The sequence below is a fragment of the Cupriavidus basilensis genome (assembly GCF_029335485.1).
Classification (GTDB): Bacteria; Pseudomonadota; Gammaproteobacteria; order Burkholderiales; family Burkholderiaceae; genus Cupriavidus; species Cupriavidus basilensis_E.
The window spans coordinates 1-24,931 of record NZ_JARJLM010000182.1 but is presented as its reverse complement, the minus strand read 5'-3'; the positions used below and the strand labels follow the sequence as shown (position 1 = coordinate 24,931).

Below are 24,931 nucleotides of genomic sequence, written 5' to 3'. Positions count from 1 at the left end.
GCCATCCTCTCGTACATCATGTGCAAGGCGATGAACCGCTCCTTCTTCAACGTGCTGCTCGGCGGCTTCGGCGGCGCGCCCGCGGCGGCCACTGCCGGCGGCCAGGCGCAGCGCAACGTCAAGTCCGGCTCGGCCGACGACGCGGCCTTCCTGATGGGCAATGCCGAGACCGTGATCATCGTGCCGGGCTATGGCCTGGCGGTGGCGCGGGCGCAGCATGCGCTCAAGGAACTCACCGAGAAGCTGGTCGAGCGGGGCGTGACGGTGAAGTACGCCATCCACCCGGTGGCGGGCCGCATGCCGGGCCACATGAACGTGCTGCTGGCCGAAGCCGAGGTGCCTTACGACCAGGTCTTCGAGATGGAAGACATCAACAGCGAGTTCGGCCAGGCGGACGTGGTGCTGGTGCTGGGCGCCAACGACGTGGTGAACCCGGCCGCCAAGACCGACCCCGCCTCGCCGATCGCCGGCATGCCGATCCTGGAGGCCTACAAGGCCAAGACCATCATCGTGAACAAGCGTTCGATGGCGGCGGGCTACGCCGGCCTGGACAACGAACTGTTCTACATGGACAAGACCATGATGGTGTTCGGCGACGCCAAGAAGGTGGTCGAGGAAATGGGCAAGGCGGCCTGATGCGCCGGACTGGGCTACTATCACATAAAGTGAAGCCTCTGTAAGACGGTCAGGGAGTTGGCCGCGACTTTTTCTGTTTTCGCAGCGTGGAAGAACCGACCTGAAACGCTGCACCTTCGATCAATTGACCATGCCGTGCCTATTGCGCATGGCTGGCTCTTTCCTCGAGTGCCCTATGGACTACACTCCGATCAAGTCCCTGCTGATTGCCAACCGTTCCGAGATCTCGATCCGCGTGATGCGCGCGGCCGCCGAGATGAACGTGCGCACCGTGGCGATCTATTCGAAGGAAGACCGCCTTGCGCTCCATCGCTTCAAGGCTGACGAGAGCTACCTGGTCGGCGAAGGCAAGAAGCCTCTGGCGGCTTATCTCGATATCGACGACATCCTGCGCATTGCCCGGAAGGCGAAGGTCGATGCCATCCATCCGGGCTATGGCTTCCTCTCCGAAAACCCGGACTTCGCGCAGGCTGTGATCGACGCGGGAATCCGCTGGATCGGCCCGTCGCCCGAGGTCATGCGCAAGCTTGGCAACAAAGTGGCAGCGCGCAACGCGGCGATCGAGGCGGGCGTGCCGGTGATGCCGGCTACCGATCCGCTGCCGCATGACCTGGAGACGTGCAAGCGCCTGGCCGCCGGCATCGGCTATCCGCTGATGCTCAAGGCAAGCTGGGGTGGTGGCGGCCGCGGCATGCGGGTCCTGGAAAGCGAGCAGGATCTTGAGGGGGCGCTGGCCGCGGCGCGGCGCGAGGCGCTGGCCGCGTTCGGCAACGACGAGGTGTATGTCGAAAAGCTGGTGCGCAATGCGCGCCACGTCGAAGTGCAGGTGCTCGGCGACACGCACGGCAACCTCGTGCATCTCTATGAGCGCGACTGTACCGTGCAGCGGCGCAACCAGAAGGTGGTCGAGCGCGCGCCCGCGCCATACCTCGACGATGCCGGCCGGGCCGCGCTGTGCGAATCGGCCCTGCGGCTGATGCGCGCGGTCGGCTACACGCATGCCGGCACGGTCGAATTCCTGATGGATGCCGACTCCGGCCAGTTCTACTTCATCGAAGTCAATCCGCGCATCCAGGTCGAGCACACGGTCACGGAGATGGTCACCGGGATCGACATCGTCAAGGCGCAGATCCGCGTGACCGAAGGCGGCCATATCGGCATGACCGAGAACACGCGTAATGAAAACGGCGAGATCGTCGTGCGCGCCGCGGGCGTGCCGGTGCAGGAAGCGATTGCGCTGAACGGTCATGCGCTGCAATGCCGGATCACCACCGAGGACCCGGAGAACGGCTTCCTGCCGGACTATGGCCGCCTCACCGCCTACCGCAGCGCGGCCGGCTTCGGTGTGCGCCTGGATGCCGGCACCGCATATGGCGGCGCGGTGATCACGCCGTACTACGATTCGCTGCTGGTCAAGGTCACCACCTGGGCGCCGACCGCGCCCGAATCGATCCGGCGCATGGACCGTGCGCTGCGCGAGTTCCGCATCCGCGGCGTCGCGTCCAACCTGCAGTTCCTCGAGAACGTCATCAACCATCCCGCGTTCCGCTCCGGCGACGTCACCACGCGCTTTATCGACCTGACGCCGGAACTGCTGGCGTTTACCAAGCGCCTGGACCGCGCCACCAAGCTGCTGCGGTACCTGGGCGAGGTCAGCGTCAACGGGCACCCGGAGATGAGCGGCCGCACGTTGCCATCGCTGCCGCTGCCCGCACCGGTGCTGCCCGCCGTCGACACCAGCGGCGCGCTGCCCTACGGTACGCGCGACCGGCTGCGCGATCTGGGCGGGGAGAAGTTTTCGCGCTGGATGCTGGAGCAGAAGCAGGTGCTGCTGACGGACATCACCATGCGCGACGCGCACCAGTCGCTGTTCGCCACGCGCATGCGCACCGCCGACATGCTGCCGATCGCGCCGTTCTATGCGCGCGAGCTGTCTCAGCTGTTCTCGCTGGAGTGCTGGGGCGGCGCCACCTTCGACGTGGCACTGCGCTTCCTCAAGGAAGACCCATGGCAGCGCCTTGAGCAACTGCGCGAGCGCGTGCCCAACGTGCTGTTCCAGATGCTGCTGCGTGGATCCAACGCGGTCGGCTACACCAACTATGCCGACAACGTGGTGCGCTTCTTCGTGCGCCAGGCCGCCAGCGCCGGCGTGGATGTGTTCCGCGTGTTCGATTCGCTGAACTGGGTGCGCAATATGCGTGTCGCGATCGATGCCGTCGGCGAAAGCGGCATGCTGTGCGAAGGCGCGATCTGCTATACCGGCGACCTGTTCGACAAGTCGCGCGCCAAGTACGACCTGAAGTACTACGTCGGCATCGCGCGCGAGCTGCAGCAGGCCGGCGTGCATGTGCTGGGCATCAAGGACATGGCAGGCATCTGCCGTCCGCAGGCGGCCGCGGCGCTGGTCAAGGCGCTCAAGGAAGAGACCGGGCTGCCTGTGCATTTCCATACCCACGACACCAGCGGCATCTCGGCCGCTTCGGCACTGGCCGCGATCGAGGCCGGCTGCGATGCGGTCGACGGCGCGCTCGACGCCATGAGCGGGCTGACCTCGCAACCCAACCTGTCGAGCATCGCCGCGGCCCTGGCCGGCAGCGAGCGCGATCCCGGCCTCAGCCTGGAGCGCCTGCACGAAGCGTCGATGTACTGGGAGGGGGTGCGCCGCTACTACGCACCGTTCGAATCCGAAATCCGCGCCGGGACCGCCGACGTGTACCGCCACGAGATGCCCGGCGGCCAGTACACCAACCTGCGCGAGCAGGCGCGCTCGCTCGGCATCGAGCATCGCTGGACCGAGGTGTCGCGCGCCTACGCCGAGGTCAACCAGATGTTCGGCGACATCGTCAAGGTGACGCCGACGTCCAAGGTGGTCGGCGACCTGGCATTGATGATGGTGGCCAACGACCTGAGCGCCGCCGACGTGTGCGATCCGGCCAAGGAAATCGCTTTCCCTGAATCGGTGGTGTCGCTGTTCAAGGGCGAACTGGGCTTTCCGCCCGACGGCTTCCCCGCGGCACTGTCGCGCAAGGTGCTGCGCGGCGAGCCGCCAGCGCCGTACCGGCCCGGCGACCAGATCCCGCCGGTCGATCTCGACGCGGCGCGCGCCGCGGGCGAAGCCGCATGCGAACAGCCGCTTGACGACCGCCAGCTGGCTTCGTACCTGATGTACCCGAAGCAGGCCGGCGAGTACCACGCGCATGTGCGCACCTACAGCGATACCTCGATGGTACCGACGCCAGCATACCTGTACGGCCTGCAGCCGCAGGAAGAAGTGGCCATCGACATCGCCGCCGGCAAGACCCTGCTGGTCTCGCTGCAAGGCACGCACCCCGACGCCGAGGAGGGTCTGATCAAGGTCCAGTTCGAGCTGAACGGGCAGTCGCGCACCGCGCTGGTCGAGCAGCGCAGCACCACGCAAGCGGCCGCGGCGCGCCACAGCCGGCCGGTTGCCGAGCCCGAGAACCCACTGCATGTCGCCGCGCCCATGCCTGGCTCGATCGTGACGGTGGCGGTGCAGCCGGGCCAGCGCGTGGCCGCGGGCACGACGCTGCTGGCGCTGGAGGCGATGAAGATGGAGACCCATATCGCGGCGGACCGGGACTGCGAGATTGCGGCGGTGCATGTTCAGCAGGGGGATCGTGTGGCGGCGAAGGATTTGCTGATCGAACTGAAGAGCGCGGATTGACACCGGGTATGGGGCGAGCGTTCAGCTGACTCCAATGTACTGGCCGCTTGCCTTTTCGCAGTTGTTCTTGACTGTGCCTCACGCTATCCACGAGGCATGCAACCATGAAAGCGGGCTGATCGTGGATGCAGTCCCGCAAGAGGGCTGTGAAGGCGATGCGGCAGGAACTGCATCGCCACAGTGTGTTGCACTGGAACCGATAAACCGATAGAGCGGGGCGTGCGTCGGCTCGCATCCACGATGCAGGGAGACCACTTCTCATCACGAAAAGAGGCTTGCAAAAAGCGTCGGGGCCGTGCGTGAACGGGAATCAGGGGCTGGTTTGTGAGCCGCTCAAACACTTTGGTATGATCCTGCTTATCTATATCACATGAAATGTGCAACCGGTTGCCCCGGCTTGCGCGATCGTCAAACAGGATTCTGAACGTGGGCACGCAATTTGACGCCGGCAGCGCTATTGGTGGCGTGCTGTACAAAGATGTTAAACATGCAATCCTTGCCGCGCTTGCGGCGGGGGAGTGGAAAGCGGGCGAAGTCATTCCATCCGAGCGCAAGCTGACCGACCGATTCGGTGTTTCGATCGGTACTCTGCGCAAGGCGATTGACGAACTGGTGGCAGAGAACATCATGATTCGCCATCAGGGCCGAGGCACGTTTGTAGCAACTCACCGTCAGGAAGACCACTTCTTCCGGTTCTTCCGGATTGTTCGACAGGATGGGCATCGCGAGTATCCCCGCGTGCGCCTGGCAAGGTTTCGCCGGGCGAAGGCCGACCAGGAGGAGGCCACCGCTTTGGCTATCGCGGTCGGGGATCCCGTGTTCCGGTTCACCAATGTCCTCTCGCTGGAAGGGAAACCTGTGATGATCGATGCCATTACGGTCCCGGAAGCACGCTTCAAGAGCCTGACCGAAAAGCAGCTGCGCGAGCGGCCGAATACGCTTTACAACTTCTACCAGGACATCTTTGGCATCAATGTCATTCGCATCGAGGAACATTTGCGGTCCGCATTGGCGAACGAGGATGACCACACGTTGCTAGGGGTTCCGGTTGGCAGTCCACTACTGAAGATACTGAGGATTGCGTCTTCATTCCATGACGAACGCATCGAGTATCGCGTTTCTCGCCTCGACACGACTTGCCACGAGTTTGCCCTGTCCCAACCGTAGGCTGAATCAACGAGACGTGGCCCGCGCACGGACGGAACGCAAGAACCCGCTTCAGCGATCGGCGAGCCCGGCGTTGCGGATCAGCGTACCATACGATCTGGCTTCGGTAGCCACGACCGATTCAAAGGCCGCCCCGTCCCGATATGGGCTACCGAGCACATGCCCGTTCACTGTACGGCCATACATCGAGTCGTCCGTGTCGTGGTACTTCTTGCGGGTGGCCTCGATCGAACCCATGAAGCGCGGATCCTGCGGGCGCTCATGGCTGTTCATGAACATCGCGACGTCCCAGGCATCCTGCTCGCTGAGCGTACCGCCCTTGCCCAGTGGCATGTTGGTCTGGATGAAACCGGCCGCGTTGGCAAGCTGATGCATGCCCGCGCCCCAGTTGAAGGACTTCGGACCCCAAAGCGGCGGAAATACCTGGATATTCCCCGTGCGCTGCCCTTGACCGTCGGTGCCGTGGCATAGCGCGCAGTTTTGCATGTAGACCTTTTCGCCGCGTGCGTAGTCGGGCTGAGCGGCTTTCTTGAGCTTGGGATAGCCGCTGCCGGGCATGGGTTTTCCGACTGGCGCGCCCGTGGCAAGCCAGAAGGCGTAGGTCTGCAGCGCGGTCATGATCTCATCGTCCTGCAGTGGCGCCTTTCCGTTCATGCTGAACGCGAAGCAGCCCTGGATGCGCGAGGCCAGCGTGTCGACCTTGCCTGTCTTGCTTCGGTAGGCCGGGTAGTGCACGAAGGCGGCCCACAGCGGCGCGGAGTCGGGCTTGCGGCCGCCGTCGAGGTGGCAGTTGACGCAGTTGAGGTCGTTACCCACGTAGCGGGGGGCGTACTTGCCTGTCTCCTTGAAAATCCTTTCGCCCAAACGAATCATCTTGCCGTAGTCCCCTTCGGGAAGGCTATCTTCGGCGGGCGGGGCAAAGGCGGTGGTGACGGCTTGCACCTTCGCCGCGGCAGGTGCTGTCGATAGTGCCACGGCTACCTCGGTGGTGGTCGTGGCAGAGACGTTCTCCGAATGGTCACCGGCCAACGGCGCATCCAGGAGACGATTGAACATCACGTTCGCGCCGATTACCACGCCCAGTACCACAGTAACGACGGCACCGGCGAAGACGGCCAGACTGTTGATGCGTCGCTTCGGTGCGGCATCGTCGTGTCGCGGCTGCGTGTTCATGGCCGGGCTCCTTTAGTGTTGTTCTGTAAGGCATTGCCGGTGCCTTGGACAGGAGCCTGTGCCGGCACAGTGGCCAGTGCTGAGTAGTACGCGGCTACGGCATCGACATCCTTGTCGGACAGCTTGCTGGCAACGGCCGGCATCAGGCCCAGAGGGCCTGGCGGCCGGGTGCCGGCCTTCCAGGCTTGCAGCTGTTGGGTGACGTAGGCCACCGAGAGGCCCGCCAGTGGCGGGAACTGTGCGCCGACGCCGGATCCACTTGGCCCATGGCATTGCGCGCAGGCAGGGAGGTTGTCGGACCAGCGTCCGCGCGTGGCGAGCCAGGCGCCGGCGTCGGAGCGTGTTACCGAAGGCGCCTCGACAGCGCTAGGCGGTGCCCCAAGGGGCGCTGGCAATTGGCTGTAGTACATCGCGAGTGCGATACGCTCGGTGGCCGAAAGCTTCTGCGCAAAGGGCTGCATGATGGGGTTCTTGCGACGGCCGTCGGCGAAAGCGTCAAGCTGCGCCTGCAGGTAAGCCTGGCCGGTGCCAGCCAAGCGAGGGAAGGCAGCATTGCCAGCGCCCTGCGCTCCATGGCAACTGACGCAGGCTGCGACGCCTTGCAAGGTACCCTGGGTGGCAATCTGCTGCCCCTGGGCGATAGTGGCCTGCTGTGCCAGTGCCGGTGCGGCGAACGCGGCGGTCAGCAGCAGCACCGCGCGAAACTTAGGCGCGCACATAGAACCAACCTTCGCTCTGCATCCTCGCCAGCGCGAGCACGGCGCCTTCCGGCAGCACGGTCAAGGGCGCCCGCGCTTCCCGGGCGATCTTGGTCAGCGTGTTGGGGCAGATCAGGGTGAGCGGGTCGGCCAAGGCGTCGGGCGCGTCCAGCGCGGCCGCCACCGCCTCGGCATTCGCAACGATGCGAACTGTCGCTTGCGGTGCGTCCTTGGTCAGATTGACGGCGTTGCTGCGTGCGCGGGCTAGCGCGTTGGCGGTGGGCGCATGCAAGAGGATGCGCGCGCCGTGGATGTGGTCTTCCATTTTTTTCTCCTCGTGTGTGGATCCGCCAAGCTGGCGGCGGGATTCAGCCGCCGCTGATCTGCCGCGCAGCATCCTTCAGTGCGCTCTGCAGCATTTCCTCGATGCTTGGGTGGTAGTACGGCACCGCAAGCAGCCCGTTGACGGTTTCGCCGCGCTGGATGGCCCAGGCCAGCAGATGCGCCAGGTGCTCGCCATGGATGGCGATCAGGCTGGCGCCACGCAGCGTGCCGTCGACGCGGTCGGCGTAAACGCGTACCAGGTTGCCTTCGGCGCCGAGGATGCGCGATCGGCCGTTGCCCGAGCCCTGTGCCGTGCCGATCACCGTGCGGGTCATATCCAGCCTGTCGAAGGACTCGCCCACGGAGGCGATGTCGGGGTCGCTGAAGACGATGGACAGCGGGACGTGCCGAGCCGGCGGCATCCCAGCGTTCCCATCCAGCATTTGCAATGCGCCACGCGCCGCGATCAGTCCTTCGTCGGCGGCTTCGTGCAGCAGTGGCCGGTCGGCCGCGACGTCGCCGGCCAGGAAGACGCACGAGGTGCCGGCGCGCAGCGTGTACGGATCCAAGGCCGGGCGGCCGTGCGCATCCGACGGGATGCCGGCTTGAACGAGGTCGAGCGCTTCGAGATTGGGGCGCCTGCCGAGCGCGGCAAGGACCATGTCGACGTTCTCGGCCTCATTGCCGCTTCGCAGCACGATGGACTCGCCATCGGCCAGCGCTTCGACTGGCCGTCCCAGCCACATCGTGAGCTCGCTGCCGAAGCGTTGGATAGCCCGCGCGTCCACCTCAGGGTCTGCGATGCCGGCCAGCGTGGCTTTGAGGTCGCCAGCGACGACGCGCACGCCGAGCCGTGCCAGCGCCAGGCCCATTTCCAGCCCGATGACACCCAAGCCCATGATGCCGATGCGGCGCGGAAGCTCCTCGAGGTCGAACAACGTATCGGTCGTAAGCAGGCGACCGCCCAGCGCTGTGATTGCCGCGGGTACGACGGGACGGGAGCCGGTGGCCACGATGAAGGCGCGGGCGTTCACACGCCGGCCGTCCACATCGAGGGTTCGACGGTCGACGAACCGCGCCGTACCCATCAATAGACGGTCGCCGGCTGCGGTCACCGTGCGCTGGGCGGCGCCTGCCGCCAGCATGTCGCGGGTGGCGCGCGCCTCGCGCCACAGGTCGTCTGGCGAAACAGTGCCGGCAGGGGCCTTGGCTCCGTTCAACAGTTCGCGCAGGGTAGCCCAGCGTTGGCCGGCGTGCAGCGCGGCCTTGGAGGGCATGCAGCCCACGCGTGCGCAGGTGCTCCCTAGCGGGCCGTGGTCGATCAGTAGGGCGGATTTTCCTGTGCGGGTGACCTCATGGAAGGCGGTGAGCCCGGCGGTTCCGGCGCCGATGATTGCAACGTCGGTGGTAAGTGGGGGGGGCATGGAGAGTTCCTTGGAGGCTTATGGTGCGACAGTGTTCAGCGTGGGCCCATGATCTCGGCCAATGCCTGGTCGGGCACGCCGGTGCGCATCTGCACCGCGCCCTTGGAATCGCGCCAGACCACCGCTGGGGTGGCCCGCAAGCCTAGGTCGGTCATGAGCTTCTCGTTGCCATCGAGCTGCGCTTGCACTGCCGGCGGGATGAGGGACAGGGGCCGGATGCCTTCGTCGCCGAGTGGGCGCGGGCGGCCCGAGGCCAAGCCCTTGGCGGTGGCTGCCGACTGCGCGCGCTCATAGGCGGCCAATGTCGCTGCAGGGTTCTTGTCGGCCAGCAGGGCCGCTGCCTTGTTCGGGCTGGTTGGTGTGAGGATGCCGACGATGATGTGGCGCAGTTGCACCTTGCCCGCGTTCACCCAGGGGCGCGCGTCGGACCAGAACTTGTTGCAGTAGGGGCAGTTCGGGTCGGTGAAGACGTAGACGGTGCGCGGCGCTTTGTCAGAGCCATCAGCAACCGAGCGGCTGCCCTGCAGTTGACCCCATACGCCATCGGTCATCGGTTTGCTGACGGTCTTCTCCAGCACCGCACGATTGACGTCCTTGCCGTCAGCATCCAGGAGGGCTCCCGCAATCACGTGCTTGCCATCGGGCGTGGCGTACAGTGCGATCGGCTGCTGGCCCATGTAGCCAGCCCAGGCGGTGAGACCTCCCGGCGACGGGAAGGTGCCGACGACGGTGAGGCCCTGTTTCTCGAGCGCGCGCAAGGGGGAGGGGCGGTCCTGGGCCAGCGCGCACGACTGCGCAACCACACCCGCCGCGGTCACCGCCGCAGCGGCGATAGCCCAAAGGAGGCGGGGGCCGACGGGAGGGACACGGGGGACTGGCGTTGGCATGGTCATGGAATTGATGGTGGTTGGGAAGTTCGTTTGGAAGAGGGAGCGGCGAGTGCGGTCAGTCGCTGCGCCAGCGTGGCGTGCGACAGTTCGCCAATACGTTGGTCGACCAGGCGTCCCGATGCATCGAAGAAGAGGGTGGCCGGCAATGCTGACTGGCCGAATTGCGCACCCGCCTTGCCCTCGGGGTCGAGCAGCACATTGCGTAGTTCAAGGTTCCGGCTCGCCAGGAAATGTTGCACGGCGGCATAAGACTCGCCCTGGTTCAGGAAGACGAAGTGCAACTCGGGATGGTCGGCCTGGGCGTGCTGGAGCACGGGCATCTCACGCTGGCAGGGCGGGCACCACGTGGCCCAGAGATTAACCACCGTGGGCTTGCCTTCGAAGGACATCAGCGATGCGGTTCCGCCGTCGAAGGTGGAAAGCGTGATGGCCGGAAGCAGGATTTCGTCCTGCGGCAGCGCCAGAAGCGTGAACGATCCCACCATCCAGAAGACGCCGGCCGTGCCAATGGCCGCGAGTAGCGGCTTGCGAAGCGCAGGGCATGGCCGGATGAGTATCAGCGTATAGACCCAGGCCGCAATCAAGCCGGCTTGCGGATCCCAGCCACCATCGCGGATGTCCAGGATGCCCAGCGGTGCGCTGAAATAGGCGTCCCGGTACTGCCAGACGAAGGCAAGGCGTGCGAGCACGACGGCGACCAGCAACACGCGGATTATCTGCGGCTCCACATCCATGCCGACCTTACGGCCTATGCGCTTGCCGATGAACAAGCCCAGCGCGGCGGCGCTCAGGAGCACCAATAAGGCGAAGGGCAGGGCCAATGGACCGATCTGGAGCGTCGACCTCATGAGCGATCCCCTGAGACGCCCCCGTCGGCAGGACGGCGCTCCAGCAGGTCAGCCACCCCGAATTCGCCGACCAGGCGGGCGTCACGCCGCTCGCGGCCCTCTGCGTCGAACAGTATCACCGTCGGCGGGCCGAGTACCTGGTGCTGGCGCATTAGCGCACGCTGGTCGGCATCCCCAGCCGTCACGTCCGCGCGCAGCAGGACCACGCCAGCCAGGGCTTGACGCACCCGGGCATCCAAAAACACTTCGTGCTCGATCGTCTTGCAGGAGACACACCAGTCGGCCGAAAAATCCAGGAGCACCGGCCGACCTGCAGCCCGGGCGATGTCAAGCCGTGCCTGGAGAGCCTGCGGGCTACGGACGGTGTCGAAGGGCAACGAGGCCGGCTCGCCAGTGGCACCTGTGGGCGTTGCGGTAGATGCCGTTGCGAAGGCGAGTGGCCGCCAGGGATCACCACTGCCAGCCGCCGCGCCCAGCACCATGGCACAGCCCCAGAGTCCTGCCGTCAGCGCTACACTGCGCCCCAACAGGCGGGCGCCGGCGGCGGCCTGCGCAGCCAGGTGCGCGAGCGTCAGTGCGAAGCCGGCCAGCAGCGCGCCCCACAGGGCCAGCGCTAGCGGCGCGGGGACCACGCGCTGCACCATCCAGACAGCCGTACCCAGCAGCAGGAACCCGAAAGCGCCCTTGACCCGTTCCATCCAGGGGCCGGGCTTGGGCAGGCAGCGTGCGCCCAAGGTCGCGATGAGCAGCAGCGGCAGGCCCATACCGAGACCCAGTGCGAACAGCAGCACCGCTCCGGATGCGACATTTCCCGTCTGCGCAATGTAGAGGAGCGTGCCCGCAAGTGGTGCCGTCATGCAGGGACCGACCAGCAGCGCGGAGAGCAGGCCCAGCGCAGCCGCGCCCGCCAGGGTGCCGCCTTGGCGGCGCCGGCTCGCGCCATCGAGACGGTCGCGCACGAAGCCCGGCAACTGCAGCGTGAAGAAGCCGAACATCGCCGCCGCGAGCACCACGAACACGGCGCCGAAGGCGGTGACAGTCCAGCGATTCTGCAGCAGCGCTTGCAGGTTGGCGCCGGCCATTGCGGCGACTGCCCCCAGCAGTGCATAGGTCAGCGCCATCGGCAGCACGAAGGCCAGCGACAGCGCGAAGGCTCGCCTCGGAGGCGCCTGGCTACCGACCACGATGCCCGAGACGATGGGCACCATGGGCAGCACGCAGGGCGTGAAGGCCAGTGCGATGCCAAGCAGGAAGAATAGCGGCCCGCTCCAGGCCAGAGTTCGCTCGCCGATCAACTGGGTGATACGGCTGTCGCTGGCATCCGCTGCATCGAACAGCGACGCTTTCGCGGAGGCGGTGGCGGGAGCCGATAGCGCAGTCTCCGCGGAAGTGTTCATGGCGGCAGCACCGACAGCGATCCTGCGCGTCTGCGGTGGATAACACAGTCCGGCATCGGCGCAGCCTTGCCAGGTGACGACCAACTCCTGGGCGCCAGGCGCATGGATGGGAATAGTCACCGCATCGTGGTAAACCTCCGTCGCGCCAAAATTCGGGTCTTCTTTGCGGTCGCCGGAGGGTTTGTCGACGCTATTCAGGCTGCCCGAGGGCTTGGCAGCGACGCCGATGCGGTCTCGGTAGAGGTAGTAGCCCGGGGCAATCTTCCAATGCAGCCGGAGGTCGCCAGCAGCGGAGCGGGATAGCTCAGCAGTCAATGCAAAGGCTTCTTCGGGTTCCAGAAAGCCGTCGGCGGCGTATGCGGTCGCCATGAACATGCCCGTCAACTGGACAAGCAACACCAGCACCGTGAGAAGCGTCTGCCAGGCAGCGACCCGACGGGGCAGACGGGGCCAATGCGGTTGAGTACAGGTTGGGAGCGTCTCGGGCACGATGAAGAATTGCTAAACTATTGAGTTGGCCCATGGTGGTAGCTTGCGATTAAGGCAGCGTTAACGGTGCCTTCATCGTAGTTCGATAGCATTGGTTGCCGAACGCGATTCGGCGACGGGCCCCAAGGAGGTGACTGCCGTGCATGTTTTATTGATCGAGGACGACCCGCTGGTGGCCAGCGGCATCGTCGCTGGCCTGCGCTTGCATGGCCTCACGGTGGACCACGTGGGCACTGCCAGCCTGGGGCAATCTGCGCTGATGACATCACATTTCGATGTCTGCGTGCTTGACCTCGGGCTGCCGGACGAGGACGGGATGGTCGTGCTTGCGCGGTGGCGTGCCCGAGGAAGAGCGCTGCCGGTGCTGGTGCTGACCGCACGCGATGCGGTCGAGAATCGCGTCAAGGGGCTGCAGGCGGGGGCGGACGATTACCTGCTGAAGCCTTTCGACCTCGAGGAACTCGTGGCACGGCTGCAGGCCCTGCTGCGCCGTGCCTCAGGCCGCAGCGTGGACCGGATCGAGCATGGCGCGTTGACGTTCACGGCATCGACTGGAGAAGTCTTGCTGCGCGGGGAGCCAGTGGATCTGTCCCGGCGCGAATTGGCATTGCTGCGTGCATTGTTGCAGCATCCGCGCCAGATCCTCGCGGGCGACCAACTGCGCGACAGCCTCTACGGCTTCGAGCAGGAGGTCGAAAGCAACGCAGTCAACGTGCACATCCATAACCTGCGGCGCAAACTCGGTGCCAGCATTGTGGAGACTGTGCGAGGGCAGGGCTACCGGCTTGGCGAGGTGAGCGGCGAGCTGGAGCGATGAACTCGCAAGATCGAACCACCGAGGGGGCTCGGTAATGGCAGCAGAAGTAGGCTCCACCAGCCTGCGCGTGCGTTTGCTGGCCATCATCGGTGTGTCGCTCACCCTGCTGTGGAGCGCGGTGGCGATGTGGATGTTCCTGGACGTGCGCAATGAACTGCGTACCGCGCTGGATGATCGGCTGGCGGCGTCGGCGCGCATGGTGGCCGGGCTAGCGCTTCAGTTTCCGTCATCCGTGGCCCCTGCGGATGGGCGGGGCGGCTCGCCGCTCGACGTGATCGCACGCGACGGCCTGGCCTGCGAGGTCAGCCTGCTGCGAGGGGAAGTCATGACCCAGACCATGGCGCGCACTGCGGGCAGCCCCGGCCTTGCCGTCGCCTCGCCTGGGTACGGCACCCACCTATTCGGCGGCAAGCTCTGGCGTACCTATGTCCTTGAGCAGGGTGGGATTCGCATTGCCACGGCCGACCGGGTAGATGTACGCGAAGGCCTGCTGCGCGACATTGCCTTGTCGGCGGGTGTGCCCTTTGTTGTCGCCTTGGCAGGCAGTCTGCCGCTGTTGTGGTTCGGCATCGGCCGGGGGCTGGCTCCCATCGAGCGCGTGCGCGTTGCGCTGGCTCAGCACCGTCCCGACGATGCGATGCCGCTGTCTGAGACCGACACGCCGCCCGAACTGCGCCCACTGGTGAGCACCATCCACCGCTTGCTGGAGCGGGTCCAGGGGGCGATTGCCCGTGAGCGCCGCTTTACCGACGACGCCGCGCATGAACTGCGCACGCCGCTGACTGCGATCAAGACCCACCTGCAGGTAGCCGGGCTCGCTTCCACCAAGCCGCAGGCGGCAGGGATTCTAGCGGAAGCATTGTCCAATGCCGACCACGGCGTTCAGCGGCTGCAGGGCACGCTGGATCAGCTACTGCTGCTGGCGCGACTGGACGGACGGGTCGAACCGGGAAGCGTCGACTGTGTGGACGCGGGCTCGGCAGCCCGGCAGGCGGTGGAGGATGCAACGGCCACCCACAGCGCTGCAGGTCGGTTGGTGCTGGAGGAGGCCGGCCGGGGCGTGCCCTTTTCCGTTGCAATCCCAGAGGCCTTGCTGGTGTCGGCGCTACGTAATTTGCTCGACAACGCACTGCGGTATTCGCTCCCGTCCAGTATCGTTCAACTGAGAGTCGAACTTGCTGGCGATGACTTCGTTTGTTTCTGCGTGCTCGACGAGGGACCTGGATTGACTGACGCCGAATGCGTGCAGGCGGTCGAGCGCTTCTGGCGCCGCAGCGCGGGAACGCAGGGCAGCGGTCTGGGGTTATCGATTGTCCGTTCCATTGGCGATTGCTATGGCGGCGAGTTGCAGTTACGTCGCAGGGCCGAGCGTGGGCTCGAGGCCCGTCTGTTCATCCCGGCGCGCAGCACTGAGTCATGAGGGATCCAGAGGCCCCAACGCATCTTCGTAGCTGAGTTTCCCGTGGGGAGCGGGTGTTTGGAAGCGTGGGGCCTTCAATGATCTGTCTCAAGCGCGGTGTCGGAGCGGTACCGATGGGCAGGCTTGCTCATGGTCGTCTGCTGTCAAACGAACTAAAGATGGTACGAATTCGCTACTAAAGTTGACGCGGCGCAGCTGGTCGGCCTCGCCGGCGGAAAAGCCCGCGGCGAGCATGGCCACCTGCATCACCTGTCACAGGTGGTCCTGAGCCGTTCATCTGCACCCACACGCAACTCTTTGCCTGTGCACGCCGCCCGGGCTCTTTCAAGGGTAATCGTACCTTTCGTGGCAGATCTGGCGGTAGCCGCGCGCAGAATCGCCTGCAGAAAGGCTCTGCGGCTTGACGGTACTCACCCAATCGGAAGATCCGCAGTGCTGCCGGCAATGTGGACGTGGTGATCGTGCCGACCTCCGCGAACGGGCGCGGCACCGGCATCGTGCGCAGCGTGCCCGTGGTAGCGAGCGGCAGCACTGCCGTGTCGACCGCGGCCTTGCCGATCACCCTCCCGAGTTCGGTGTTCCGCACCGTTTCCGGAGCAGTCACCCCGGCCAGCGCACTGGCGACCATCCGCGCACTTCAATCGACGGGCGGCGGTACCTTCGAAATTGCATCGACTGCCGCGGCAAGCGATACGGGTGCCTACAGCTTGTTCCCGACCCAGGCTGCGCTGCCGGCCGGCACCCCTGTGGTGGGGACCTACCAGACCACGCTGCCAATTCCGCTGACGGCGGACGCTGCTGCGGCAGGCAAGTACGGCATCCAGGCCACGAGCGCCAGCGGGACAGTCAGCACGCAGCAGGTCAACGTGACCGTGGGCAACGTGATCCAGAATTTCGCATTCTGACGCGAAAGCAAGCCAGGATACCGGTACCGCCGGTGCCCGATTGAGACAAGGGAGAAGAAGAAATGAAATTCATTCTCGGCGCGGTGCTGGCTGGCACGCATGCGGCCGGCTGCACGGTCGATACGCCTGGTGTCGCGGTTCAGACACCTGCTGCGGTGGTCGTCGATCCAGGCCCGGGGCCGGGCTTCTGCCCACCGGGTCAGGCCAAGAAGGGGCGTTGCTGAGCAATTGAACCGCAGCCGGCTGCACCAGCAGTGTGTTTACCTAACTGAGGAGACTCTGATGAAAAAGACTCGCGTACTATCCTTGATCGCGGCGGCCGTCCTGGCGACGGGTTCGATGGCGGCCTTCGCCCAGCATGGCGGTGGTGGCATGGGCGGCGGGGCCAGAGGCGATTTTGGCGGCCGTTCGGACAGCCACATCAGCGGCAGCGGCCTGCGCAACTCCAACGGTCCGGACGCGGTAGACCGCGACAAGGGACGCGCGCGTGCGGAGGATCGGAGCGAAACGCATACCCGTACCTCCCACGGGAAGGCCCAGGGGCATCGCAAGCATTGATCGATATAAGGTGCGGGGCCCATGCTCAAGGCATGGGCTCTGAATGAATCGAGGTGTGCCGTATTTGTGATGGGATTCGGGCCACTTTGCGCTTCCTGAATACCCATAGGGTCCGATCTGGCGCGGATCTCGAATCTGCCGCACGTTCTGAAATTCCTTGTGTTGGCGAACTGATTTCTGGCACCGGTGAGAGCGAGGTGGCTTGGTCTGCGAGCAGCTCGGACGCATCCGGTGGAATCATCTTGTCGTCCTTGGCGATCAGGTACCAGCTCGGCTTGGCACGCCAGGCAGGCGAGATGACTTCACCAGCCAGCGCATCCACACCCCATCGCGGTCCTGCGGGAGCGCATCCTCCTTGTCCCTCAGACAGACATAAACCGGGCTTATCTTGCTGCCTCGCTCGGGAACCTTGGTTATCTCGACGAAGCGCGTGGCGTCTGGGACGAGCTCATCGCCATCAACCCGGCCTACTCGTTCGCAGATCAGATCGCTCGTATGCCCTTCAGGAATCCGGAGAATCTGGCCCGCATCGCGAACGGTCTGAACAGGGTTGGATTGCCGGCAAACTCCAACATTCTTCCCTGAGCACGGGTGATGCCGCTGCGAGCGACGGTTGGCACTCGGGGAAATGAGTTCGTGAATCGCCTTGCCGTCGCCTGTCAGTTGGAAAGCGAGTTCGCCACTAGCGAGGACAAGACTACTGCGTCGAACACCCGCTGACATGGCGGTACAAAAGGGGACTCGGAGAGGCGTCTTGCACGGGTCGAGAGAGGAGGGTGGGAGGAACGGAGCGGGAAAAGGCGAGGAGGAGACGCGGTATCCGAGGCGCTTCCCGGATACCGGCATGTCAGCGAATGGGCGCCGCAGAGAGCACCCGTCTGGCGGCACCTGTTACCGCGCGACGCCGTACCGCGCGGCGGGCTGGTCGCGCGAGAGATTAGGACCGAGCACGGCGCGGGCAGCCTCGAAGGCATGCCAGTCGGCAGCTTCGGGCAGCGACGGCACGGTAATCACCTCGCCCAGATCCAGCCCGGCCAGGGCGGCGTCCACCAGATCGTCGCCGCTCATGACGATGCCTTGCGGCAGGTTCTCGACCGGCTGGCCGGCGGTGTCCCAGAATTCGGTCCGGGTTGCGCCCGGCAGCACGGCCTGGATGCGCACGCCCTTGCCGGCAAGCTCGTGCTGCAGCGATTGGGTGAAGGCCAGCACGAACGCCTTCGAGCCGCCATACACGCCATTCAGGACCTCGGGCGCCACCGCGACGATCGAGGCGATGTTGATGATCGTGCCCTGGCCACGCGCGACGAAGGCTGGTGCGGCGGCATAGGTGAGGCGCGTCAGGGCGGTGACGTTGAGTTCGATCATTGCCTGCATCTTGTCGACATCCGATTGCAGTAGCGGCGCCGCGCCGCCAATACCGGCGTTGTTGACCAGCGTGGTGATGCTGGCGTCAGTGCGCAGCACGTCTTCGATGCGTCGTACATCGGCGGCCAGGCCAAGGTCTGCCGTCACAATCTCGACCGACCGGCCAGTCTCGTCCGTAACCCGGCGGGCCAGCGCTTCGAGTCGGTTGCGGCTGCGCGCCACCAGGATCAGGTCATGGCCACGGCGGGCCAGGCGGTCGGCATAGATGGCGCCGATGCCGGAAGACGCGCCGGTGATCAGTGCGGTGCCGGCGTACGAGTGTGTTGTCATGTCAGTTCTCCAGATTCAGCGTGGATGGGGGTTTTGGCAATCGGCGGTGGATCCGACGGCTGCGTGAAACGAAGATTAGGGACATAATGGCGTGACGCCAATGTCATAGATGCCACCTTTTCTGCCATCACCCGGCGAGTGCCTCTGATTCGCCATGGAGATCGATATGCATCACGTAGCCCTTGCCCTCTATCCCGGGTTTCAGGCATTGAATCTGGCGGTCTCGACGGTGCTGGAGTTCGCCAACCGGTCGCTCGGGGAGCCGCTGTACAAAGTTCACCTGCTGTCCGAGCATGGCGGGCCCGTGATGAGTTCGGGCGGCTTCGCCGTCAGTACAGAGCCGTTTGGCCGGCGCCGCTTCGATACGGTGCTGGTAGTGGGGGACAACGACGTTTTGCCCACGCCGCCCGCACTGGTGGGGTTCCTGCAGCGCGCGGCACGGACCTCGCGGCGCATTGGCGCGACCTGTACTGGCGCCTTCAACCTGGCGGAGGCAGGACTGCTGGATGGCCGTCGCGCCACGACGCACTGGTACTACGCGGAGCAACTGCGGCGGCGCTTCCCGGGCGTCGGGGTGGAGGAGGACCGTATCTTCATCATCGACGGCCCGGTCTGGACCTCGGCCGGCATGTCAGCCTGTATCGATCTGGCACTGGCGCTTGTGGAGAAAGACGCAGGCGCGGCGGTCGCGCGCGATGTGGCGAAGAAGCTTGTCGTGTATCACCGCCGGGCCGGCGGGCAGTCGCAATTCTCGGCGCTGCTGGACCTGGAACCCCGCTCGGACCGCATTCGTGCCGCGCTGGATTTCGCGCGACAGAACCTGCAACTGGAACTCTCGGTGGAACAACTGGCGGATGCGGCGCACCTGAGCCCGCGCCAGTTTGCCCGCGCATTCCGGGAGGAGACCGGGCAGACGCCCGCCAAGGCCGTGGAGCATCTGCGTGTGGAGGCGGCCAGGTTGATGATGGAAGCCGGCCGTCATACCATCGATGTGGTGGCGCGGGACACCGGATTTGGCGATCGCGAGCGCATGCGTCGTGCCTTTCTGCGGGCCTTTGGGCAACCGCCGCAGGCGATCCGGCGCATGGCGCGCGGCGACGAACTGCAGGCTGCATAGGGGGCGCGACGGCAGCCGGATCGGCGGGCGCATTGTGAAAGCCACGGAACAAGTGAAATGCGGTGGCCCACAATGATCTTGCGGCGATGGTTGTCCAGAATGCAAGGCATCCCCCGTGACGATACGTCATGCGGTTCTCGAATTCCCGCCCGATCCAATTGGAGACACCATGTCCATTCACGAACGACTCGCCGCGCGCGGCCTGGTGTTGCCGCCTCCCCCGCAGCCTCTGGGCAGCTATACAGCGGTCAGCCAGGCCGGGGATCTGCTGTTTATCTCGGGGCAGTTGCCGCTGCAGGATGGCAAGGTAGTCTGGCAGGGCCAGATCGGCACGGACCTGACCGTCGACCAGGGCAGGAGCGCGGCCGAACTGGCGGCGCTCAACGTGCTGGCACAGATCGACGCCCACCTGGATGGCTTCGGGCGCCTGGACCACATTGTCCGTGTCGACGGTCACATTGCCAGTGCGCCGGGCTGGTTTGAACAGCCGACGGTCCTCGACGGCGCATCCGATCTGTTCCGTGACGTGCTGGCGGAAAAGGCCGGCCACGCGCGGACCATTTCCTCCCACTTCCAGCAGCCGGGGAATGCGGCCGTGATTCTCGTTGTCATTGCCCAGATCCGGTCCGCATGAGCGCAGCGCTTCGCGCCGCTATGCCGAAAATTTCTCGACCAGGAAGTCGACGAACACCCGTACCCGGCGCGTGACATGGCGCGCGGACGGGTAAAGCAGCACAAAAGGCCGCGAACTGCCGCCGTAATTCTGCAATACCTCCACCAGTGCGCCATCGCGCAGGTCCTGTTCCACGACGAAGCGGTAGGTCTGGAACAGGCCGGCGCCGGCGCGCACCAGCGTTGCCCCGCCGAGAATATCCTCTGACACCGCATACCCGCCGGTCGTGGCGATCTCCGTCTCCTCTGCGTCGACCTGGAAGCTCCATGGGAGCTTGCGGCCGCTGCTTGGCCGCTCGAACTGGATGCACTCATGCTTGAGCAGGTCCTCCAATGATTGCGGCGTGCCGGCACGCCGGAGATACCCGGGTGTTGCCACGACAACCAGCTCGGCGTCTTCCAGTTTGCGGGCGATCAGGTTCGAGTCATCTGGCGCGCGTCCTCGCACCGAGAGGTCATAGGTGTCATCCGCGAAGTCGACGTTGCGGTTGCTGATGTGCACGTCGATGTCAACTTCCGGGTACTGCTTCCGGAATGCCGGCAGCACCGGCAGCACGCGATAGTGGGCGTAAGGGGTCGGCAGACTGATGCGCAGCCGCCCGGCGGGGGCCCCGTGCTGGCCGCTGATCTGCCGCTCCGCGTCCACCAGTTGCGCCAGCGCGCCACGGCTCTGCTCGAAGTACACCCGTCCCTCGTCGGTCAGGCGGATCTGCCGCGTGGTTCGCACAAACAGACGGACCCCAAGGCGTTCCTCCAGTCTCTGAACTGTGCGGCTGACTGCCGGCGGTGTCACGCCGGCGGCCACGGCGGCCGCGGTGAAACTGCCCAGCTCAGCCGCCAGGCAGAACAGCTCGATGCTGCCAAGCTGAAGGTCATCGAATTGCCGTTTCATGTCTTGTCGTTGGTGACCATGCGGCCGATAGGATCAAGCGATCCAAGAATCATATGTGTGGCATCGACGGAAGTCGATGCGGGAGGGCCGGCAGCCCATTTAAGTGATGATAAAGGTACTTTTCTATCACTTCGGAGGGAGCGGCGTACGGCGCCACTTGTACTTGCCACGCACAACTGTTTGTTCCCGCGAGGTCTTCGAAGGCCGTACGGAATTGCCTAGATTGGAACCCATCGGAGCCACCGGCCCGATCGGCGGCGAGGCCGACTCAACTTACATCGAGGTTCAAAATGAGCACAGCACAGAAAGTCGTAGTCATCACGGGCGCATCGCAAGGCATTGGCGCCGAACTGGTCAAGGCATTCCGCGAGCGTGGCCACCGCGTCGTGGCGACGGCGCGCAGCATTAGGCCGTCCGACGATCAGGACATCCTGACGGTCGCCGGCGATATCGCCGATCCGTCCACGGCGCGTCGCGTCATCGCCGAAGCCGTTGCCAGGTTCGGCCGTGTTGACACGCTGGTCAACAACGCCGGCGTCTTCGTCGCCAAGCCGTTCACCAGCTATACGGACGAGGATTACGTCGCGATGACGGGCGTCAACCTGACGGGCTTCTTCCATATCACGCGGCTGGCCATCGCCGAGATGGAGAAGAACCGCAGCGGCCACGTGGTCAGCATCACCACTAGCCTGGTCGACCATGCCATCAACGGCGTGCCGTCGGTGCTGGCGTCGCTGACCAAGGGCGGCCTGAACGCCGCGACCAGGTCGCTGGCCATCGAGTATGCAAAGGCCGGCATTCGTGCCAACGCGGTGGCGCCCGGCATCATCAAGTCGCCCATGCATGCACCGGAAACCCATGAGGCGTTGGGCGCGCTGCATCCGATGGGGCATATGGGCGAGATGCGGGACATCGTCAATGCGGTCCTGTACCTCGACGCCGCGCCCTTCGTCACCGGCGAGATCCTGCACGTTGACGGCGGCCAGAGCGCCGGGCATTGAGCGGGCCCGTCAGGTCTGCCCCCGCTTGGGCGCCACCCGTGGCATTATCGACATGATGCTGGTGGTGGCCCGGGGAGTGGGCATGCCGCGCGCGTTGGCGCGAGTCGCCAGCTCCGCAACTGCTTGCCAGTCCTTCATGCCATGCAGCACAGCATAGCGGCTGTTCGCTGGCAATCGCGCCGGGACGATGCAAATGGACGCACATATCGACCGCATCCTGATCGTCGATGACGACCGGGAGATCCGCGAGCTGGTCTCGACCTATCTCACCAAGAACGGCCTGCGTGTGACCGTGGTGCCGGATGGCCGGTGCATGCGATCGTTCGCTCGACGACGCACCTGGTCTTGCCTCGACCGCTGCAGTGCGGTTCGCCGCGACGAGCGATCTAGGTCGCAATGCCAGCGGCGGTGTTGTCACGTTGCGGTGGCTGAACACAATGCAAGCAAGGGCGGCGCATCGCTCAGAAGACGGTGGACGGATTTTGGGTGAGGCCGGTCAAAAGACGCCATGCATCGAACCGTGCGGCGAGTTGTTTTCGGTAGAGTGATGCCCGTAGCAGATGCCGCTTGAGCGCGAAATGCTGCCGGATGGGACCGAAGCTCGACAGGAAAGCCTGCGTGCGCTCAGGAACCCGGAAACCACGCATTCGACGCTCACGTTCACGCGTGGGCTGATGGCTGTTTTCGGCGCGGTTATTGACCCGAGCACTGGCTTTGACGAAGACGTGCCTGACGCTCGCCAGTTCGGGAATCTCAGCCTTCGCCGCCGGATAGTTGCGCAACTGGTCAGTGACAATCTTGCGCGGCACCTCAGGACAGGCCGCCAGTACGCGTTTGAAGAACCGTTTTGCCGCAGCCTTGTCGCGCCGCTTCTGCAGCAGGATATCAAGTTCGGCGCCGTGCTGATCGACTGCCCGCCACAACAGATAAGGCTCGCCGCGCAGCATCACAAACACCTCGTCGAGGTGCCAGGTCGAACCCGGCTTGCGACGGGCAGCTTTGAGGCGATGTGCGAAGCCCGAACCGAATTTGTCGCACCATCGGCGGATCGTCTCGTAGCTATCGATGATGCCGCGTTCAAACAGCAACTCTTCGATATCACGCAGGCTCAACTGAAACCGGAAATACCAGCGCACGGCACAGCTGATGACCGCCGCCGGGAATCGGTGGCCATGATAGAGCGATTTTGTCTTTTTCATTGCACGATCTTACGCGACCATGCCGGTAACGTGACAGAGCCTTCGGCACATAGCCATCGGCGGCCAACGGCCGCAACCGTTCTACCGTCCGCGCGGTCAGTGCGTAATTCTGCTTGGCGCGCGCGATCTGTTCGGATGCCACGGACGCCGTGCCACGCTCCGTGCCGATGGTGCGTCGCCGCGTGCCCAGCATCGCGCGGGCGAGGTCCGCATCGAGCGAGGCGTCGTCCGAAGCGGGATAGCGGACGGTGCGTTCGTACGCGTAGACCGACAGGAGGACGATCAGCTTTCCGAGCAGCGGTCCGCGGCGGACACCGGCCATTCTCATAGGATGTGCCCCGTACCGAGGAGCCAGACGATCTCGGCGATCATCAGGCCAATTGCCGTGTTGACGAGCAGCGGGAAACCGAGAATATCCGCCCAGCCCGTGGCGATGAGGATGCGCCAGGCAACGATGGCGCCCGCGATGCCAATCACGGCGCTCAGCAGCCAAAGCGGGAAATAGGCTCTAGACAGGCCTATGGACGGGGCGCCGGCACAACCAGACAGCGAAGCGGCCAACGCGACGAGCGCAAGCGAGCGTGCCATGGAATCGGGGGGCGGAATCGGTTCACGCAATATAGCAGTGCCGATTCCGGATTGTCCAAGGGGGCTCGGTGGATTGGCAACGCGGTGGCTTCGGTCAGCCTTGCCAGCGGGGGGCAGGCCGTGATACCGGCGTGGCGGCGATTCGAGGCGGTCTTGGGTGCGCCAGTCAGATGGCCTGCTGGCGGGTCAATCGGGCACGGCAATGGATGCAGGCATCGCGCACCATGAAATTCACGAGCGTCGGCGAGACGCCGAGTTCCGAAGCAATATCCTTCTGCGCCATGCCCTGCACGCGGCACATCTCGAACGCGCGTTGCGTGCGCTCCGGCAGTTCGGCCAGCGCGCCCATCAGCGCGCACAGCGCTTGGCGATCCCGGACGATGATGTCGGGCAGCGTGGCCGGGGAGGGCGCGTTGACGCCTTCGTCCTCCGGCGCCATCCATTTCTGTTCCAGCGACTGCCGTCGGTACGTGTCGATCGCCAGGTTTCGAACGATCTGGAACAGGTAGCTGAGACGGCTGCGGATCGACGGCTCGTCCGTCATGGTGCGCAAGCGCAGGAAGGCGTCCTGCACCACGTCTTCGGCCTGGTCGCGAGAACCCACGATGCGGGCCGCGGCACCCACCAGCGCACGTCGATTTGCCACGAAAAGCCCCAACAGCGTGTCCGCGCCAAGGGCGGGCGTCAGACTGGTGCCAATTTCGGTTAAGGGAATCACGGAGGCGGCTCCTTGAATTGGTGCAGTGCGGAGCAGGTACGTTAATAAGAATGAGAATGATAGTCAATTAATAAAAAAGTAACCCTGTTGTTAGTAAAGATGAAATTTTTATCACGATTTCGGGATGTGAAAGCCATTAAATTTCTCCCTTGCTCACTCGTCCAGGCTGCGGTTGATACGCCTTGGCAGCCACGTGACGCATCGGCTGGCCCCTCTAAATAGATACGCTCGCCGTTCGTCATGGTCTTAATGGAGATTCGATTCGCCCCGGGCGTGCCGCCCCTCACATCTCTTCCCAGTCCGATGCCGAGCGTCGCGCTGTGGCAGTTGCATCTCGACGGGAAAAGCGCCTCAAGGGGCATATTGATCGAGTGCCTGAACGCCGAAGAGCAAGCCCATGCGGCGAATCTTCGGCTGCAATCCGACCGACTGCGCTACGCCGCCACCCGCGCCGCACTGCGCGCGCTGTTGGGGCGTAGGCTTGGCCTGCCTGCCGATTCCCTGCGCTTTGAAACCGGCCCGCACGGCAAGCCATGGCTAGAAATTTCGGCGGCCCCGGGATTCAACGTGTCGCATGCGGGAAATTTCGCGTGGATCGCCCTGGCGGAGGGCGGCGGG

Annotated in this window: 25 protein-coding genes and 3 pseudogenes; 13 read left to right on the top strand and 15 right to left on the bottom strand. The window is 64.8% G+C overall.

The window, feature by feature from the left end; all coding sequences use genetic code 11:
- From P3W85_RS10890 to P3W85_RS10880, 3 genes are all read left to right on the top strand, one after another.
- Nucleotides 1–636, top strand: a 636-nt coding sequence (locus P3W85_RS10890) for an NAD(P)(+) transhydrogenase (Re/Si-specific) subunit beta (protein ID WP_276264790.1), incomplete at its 5' end; no start/stop codon positions are given.
- A 175-nt stretch (nt 637–811) separates the two neighbouring features.
- Nucleotides 812–4,321 carry a pyruvate carboxylase gene (locus P3W85_RS10885; protein ID WP_276264789.1) on the top strand — a complete coding sequence of 1,170 codons (3,510 nt, stop codon included), beginning with the start codon at nt 812–814 and terminating at the stop codon, nt 4,319–4,321.
- 426 nt (nt 4,322–4,747) lie between these two features.
- Complete coding sequence (locus P3W85_RS10880) at nt 4,748–5,488, top strand: GntR family transcriptional regulator (RefSeq protein WP_276264788.1); 741 nt, start codon at nt 4,748–4,750, stop codon at nt 5,486–5,488.
- Nucleotides 5,489–5,539: 51 nt separating this feature from the next.
- Here P3W85_RS10880 and P3W85_RS10875 read toward each other — a convergent pair whose 3' ends face one another.
- The 7 genes from P3W85_RS10875 to dsbD are packed head-to-tail and all read right to left on the bottom strand — an operon-like array spanning nt 5,540 to nt 12,731.
- The gene (locus P3W85_RS10875) at nt 5,540–6,661 is read right to left on the bottom strand and encodes a c-type cytochrome (RefSeq protein ID WP_276264787.1); all 1,122 of its coding nucleotides are present in this window, start codon (nt 6,659–6,661) and stop codon (nt 5,540–5,542) included.
- On the bottom strand, nt 6,658–7,380 hold the full coding sequence (locus tag P3W85_RS10870) for a c-type cytochrome (protein WP_276264786.1): 723 nt from the start codon (nt 7,378–7,380) through the stop codon (nt 6,658–6,660). The genes P3W85_RS10875 and P3W85_RS10870 overlap by 4 nt, the downstream gene beginning before the upstream one ends.
- Nucleotides 7,367–7,684 (bottom strand): hypothetical protein, encoded by a 318-nt coding sequence (locus P3W85_RS10865; RefSeq protein ID WP_017231068.1) that lies wholly within the window; start codon nt 7,682–7,684, stop codon nt 7,367–7,369. Before P3W85_RS10865 ends, P3W85_RS10870 begins: the two co-directional genes overlap by 14 nt.
- Nucleotides 7,685–7,727: 43 nt before the next feature.
- Complete coding sequence (locus P3W85_RS10860; protein ID WP_276264785.1) at nt 7,728–9,107, bottom strand: dihydrolipoyl dehydrogenase; 1,380 nt, start codon at nt 9,105–9,107, stop codon at nt 7,728–7,730.
- A 35-nt stretch (nt 9,108–9,142) separates the two neighbouring features.
- Nucleotides 9,143–9,994, bottom strand: a complete 852-nt coding sequence (gene dsbG / locus P3W85_RS10855; protein ID WP_035818695.1) for a thiol:disulfide interchange protein DsbG — start codon at nt 9,992–9,994, stop codon at nt 9,143–9,145.
- A 2-nt stretch (nt 9,995–9,996) separates the two neighbouring features.
- A complete protein-coding gene (locus P3W85_RS10850) occupies nt 9,997–10,845 on the bottom strand; it encodes a TlpA disulfide reductase family protein (protein WP_276264784.1) in 849 nt (282 codons plus the stop codon).
- Entirely contained in the window at nt 10,842–12,731 is a 1,890-nt protein-coding gene (dsbD, locus tag P3W85_RS10845; RefSeq protein ID WP_276264783.1) for a protein-disulfide reductase DsbD, read from the bottom strand. Before dsbD ends, P3W85_RS10850 begins: the two co-directional genes overlap by 4 nt.
- A 139-nt stretch (nt 12,732–12,870) precedes the next feature.
- On the opposite strand from dsbD, the gene P3W85_RS10840 reads away from it, so the two are divergent.
- Complete coding sequence (locus tag P3W85_RS10840) at nt 12,871–13,548, top strand: response regulator (RefSeq protein WP_276264791.1); 678 nt, start codon at nt 12,871–12,873, stop codon at nt 13,546–13,548.
- A 67-nt stretch (nt 13,549–13,615) separates the two neighbouring features.
- Nucleotides 13,616–14,968 carry an ATP-binding protein gene (locus P3W85_RS10835; RefSeq protein ID WP_276264782.1) on the top strand — a complete coding sequence of 451 codons (1,353 nt, stop codon included), beginning with the start codon at nt 13,616–13,618 and terminating at the stop codon, nt 14,966–14,968.
- Nucleotides 14,969–15,154: 186 nt separating this feature from the next.
- On the opposite strand, the pseudogene P3W85_RS45495 reads toward P3W85_RS10835, so the two are convergent.
- Nucleotides 15,155–15,220 (bottom strand): annotated as a pseudogene (locus P3W85_RS45495) (hypothetical protein); the annotation flags it as partial.
- A gap of 209 nt (nt 15,221–15,429) precedes the next feature.
- On the opposite strand from P3W85_RS45495, the gene P3W85_RS10830 reads away from it, so the two are divergent.
- From P3W85_RS10830 to P3W85_RS10820, 3 genes are all read left to right on the top strand, one after another.
- Nucleotides 15,430–15,873, top strand: a complete 444-nt coding sequence (locus P3W85_RS10830; protein WP_346430258.1) for a hypothetical protein — start codon at nt 15,430–15,432, stop codon at nt 15,871–15,873.
- Nucleotides 15,874–15,935: 62 nt separating this feature from the next.
- Nucleotides 15,936–16,097 carry a hypothetical protein gene (locus tag P3W85_RS10825; RefSeq protein ID WP_276264781.1) on the top strand — a complete coding sequence of 54 codons (162 nt, stop codon included), beginning with the start codon at nt 15,936–15,938 and terminating at the stop codon, nt 16,095–16,097.
- Nucleotides 16,098–16,155: 58 nt separating this feature from the next.
- On the top strand, nt 16,156–16,431 hold the full coding sequence (locus tag P3W85_RS10820) for a hypothetical protein (RefSeq protein WP_017231059.1): 276 nt from the start codon (nt 16,156–16,158) through the stop codon (nt 16,429–16,431).
- Nucleotides 16,432–17,322: 891 nt separating this feature from the next.
- Here the strand turns inward: P3W85_RS10820 and P3W85_RS10815 are convergent.
- Nucleotides 17,323–18,126, bottom strand: coding sequence for an SDR family NAD(P)-dependent oxidoreductase (locus tag P3W85_RS10815; protein WP_017231058.1), 804 nt, complete (start codon nt 18,124–18,126; stop codon nt 17,323–17,325).
- A gap of 166 nt (nt 18,127–18,292) precedes the next feature.
- Between P3W85_RS10815 and P3W85_RS10810 the strand changes: the two genes are divergently transcribed.
- Nucleotides 18,293–19,243, top strand: a complete 951-nt coding sequence (locus tag P3W85_RS10810) for a GlxA family transcriptional regulator (RefSeq protein ID WP_276264780.1) — start codon at nt 18,293–18,295, stop codon at nt 19,241–19,243.
- 169 nt (nt 19,244–19,412) lie between these two features.
- Nucleotides 19,413–19,877 carry a RidA family protein gene (locus tag P3W85_RS10805; protein WP_276264779.1) on the top strand — a complete coding sequence of 155 codons (465 nt, stop codon included), beginning with the start codon at nt 19,413–19,415 and terminating at the stop codon, nt 19,875–19,877.
- Nucleotides 19,878–19,895: 18 nt separating this feature from the next.
- Here the strand turns inward: P3W85_RS10805 and P3W85_RS10800 are convergent, their stop codons facing one another.
- Nucleotides 19,896–20,807: a LysR family transcriptional regulator gene (locus P3W85_RS10800; protein ID WP_276264778.1), complete on the bottom strand. Its 912-nt coding sequence runs from the start codon at nt 20,805–20,807 to the stop codon at nt 19,896–19,898.
- A 290-nt stretch (nt 20,808–21,097) separates the two neighbouring features.
- Between P3W85_RS10800 and P3W85_RS10795 the strand changes: the two genes are divergently transcribed.
- The gene (locus P3W85_RS10795) at nt 21,098–21,808 is read left to right on the top strand and encodes an SDR family NAD(P)-dependent oxidoreductase (protein ID WP_276264777.1); all 711 of its coding nucleotides are present in this window, start codon (nt 21,098–21,100) and stop codon (nt 21,806–21,808) included.
- Nucleotides 21,809–22,001: 193 nt separating this feature from the next.
- A pseudogene (locus P3W85_RS10790) lies at nt 22,002–22,133 on the top strand (DNA-binding response regulator); the annotation flags it as partial.
- On the opposite strand, the pseudogene P3W85_RS10785 reads toward P3W85_RS10790, so the two are convergent.
- The 5 genes and pseudogenes from P3W85_RS10785 to P3W85_RS10765 all read right to left on the bottom strand — a co-directional run.
- Nucleotides 22,123–22,215, bottom strand: a pseudogene (locus P3W85_RS10785) (IS5/IS1182 family transposase); the annotation flags it as partial. The pseudogenes P3W85_RS10790 and P3W85_RS10785 sit on opposite strands and share 11 nt — an antisense overlap.
- A 54-nt stretch (nt 22,216–22,269) precedes the next feature.
- On the bottom strand, nt 22,270–23,007 hold the full coding sequence (locus P3W85_RS10780; protein WP_276264776.1) for an IS6 family transposase: 738 nt from the start codon (nt 23,005–23,007) through the stop codon (nt 22,270–22,272).
- Nucleotides 22,907–23,329, bottom strand: coding sequence for a hypothetical protein (locus P3W85_RS10775; protein WP_430869526.1), 423 nt, complete (start codon nt 23,327–23,329; stop codon nt 22,907–22,909). Before P3W85_RS10775 ends, P3W85_RS10780 begins: the two co-directional genes overlap by 101 nt.
- A gap of 2 nt (nt 23,330–23,331) precedes the next feature.
- Nucleotides 23,332–23,595 (bottom strand): hypothetical protein, encoded by a 264-nt coding sequence (locus P3W85_RS10770; protein ID WP_276264775.1) that lies wholly within the window; start codon nt 23,593–23,595, stop codon nt 23,332–23,334.
- 166 nt (nt 23,596–23,761) lie between these two features.
- A complete protein-coding gene (locus P3W85_RS10765) occupies nt 23,762–24,313 on the bottom strand; it encodes an RNA polymerase factor sigma-70 (protein ID WP_006163264.1) in 552 nt (183 codons plus the stop codon).
- A 303-nt stretch (nt 24,314–24,616) separates the two neighbouring features.
- Here P3W85_RS10765 and P3W85_RS10760 point away from each other — a divergent pair.
- Nucleotides 24,617–24,931 (top strand): 4'-phosphopantetheinyl transferase family protein (locus P3W85_RS10760; RefSeq protein ID WP_430869525.1); only part of this gene is annotated, 315 nt, incomplete at its 3' end.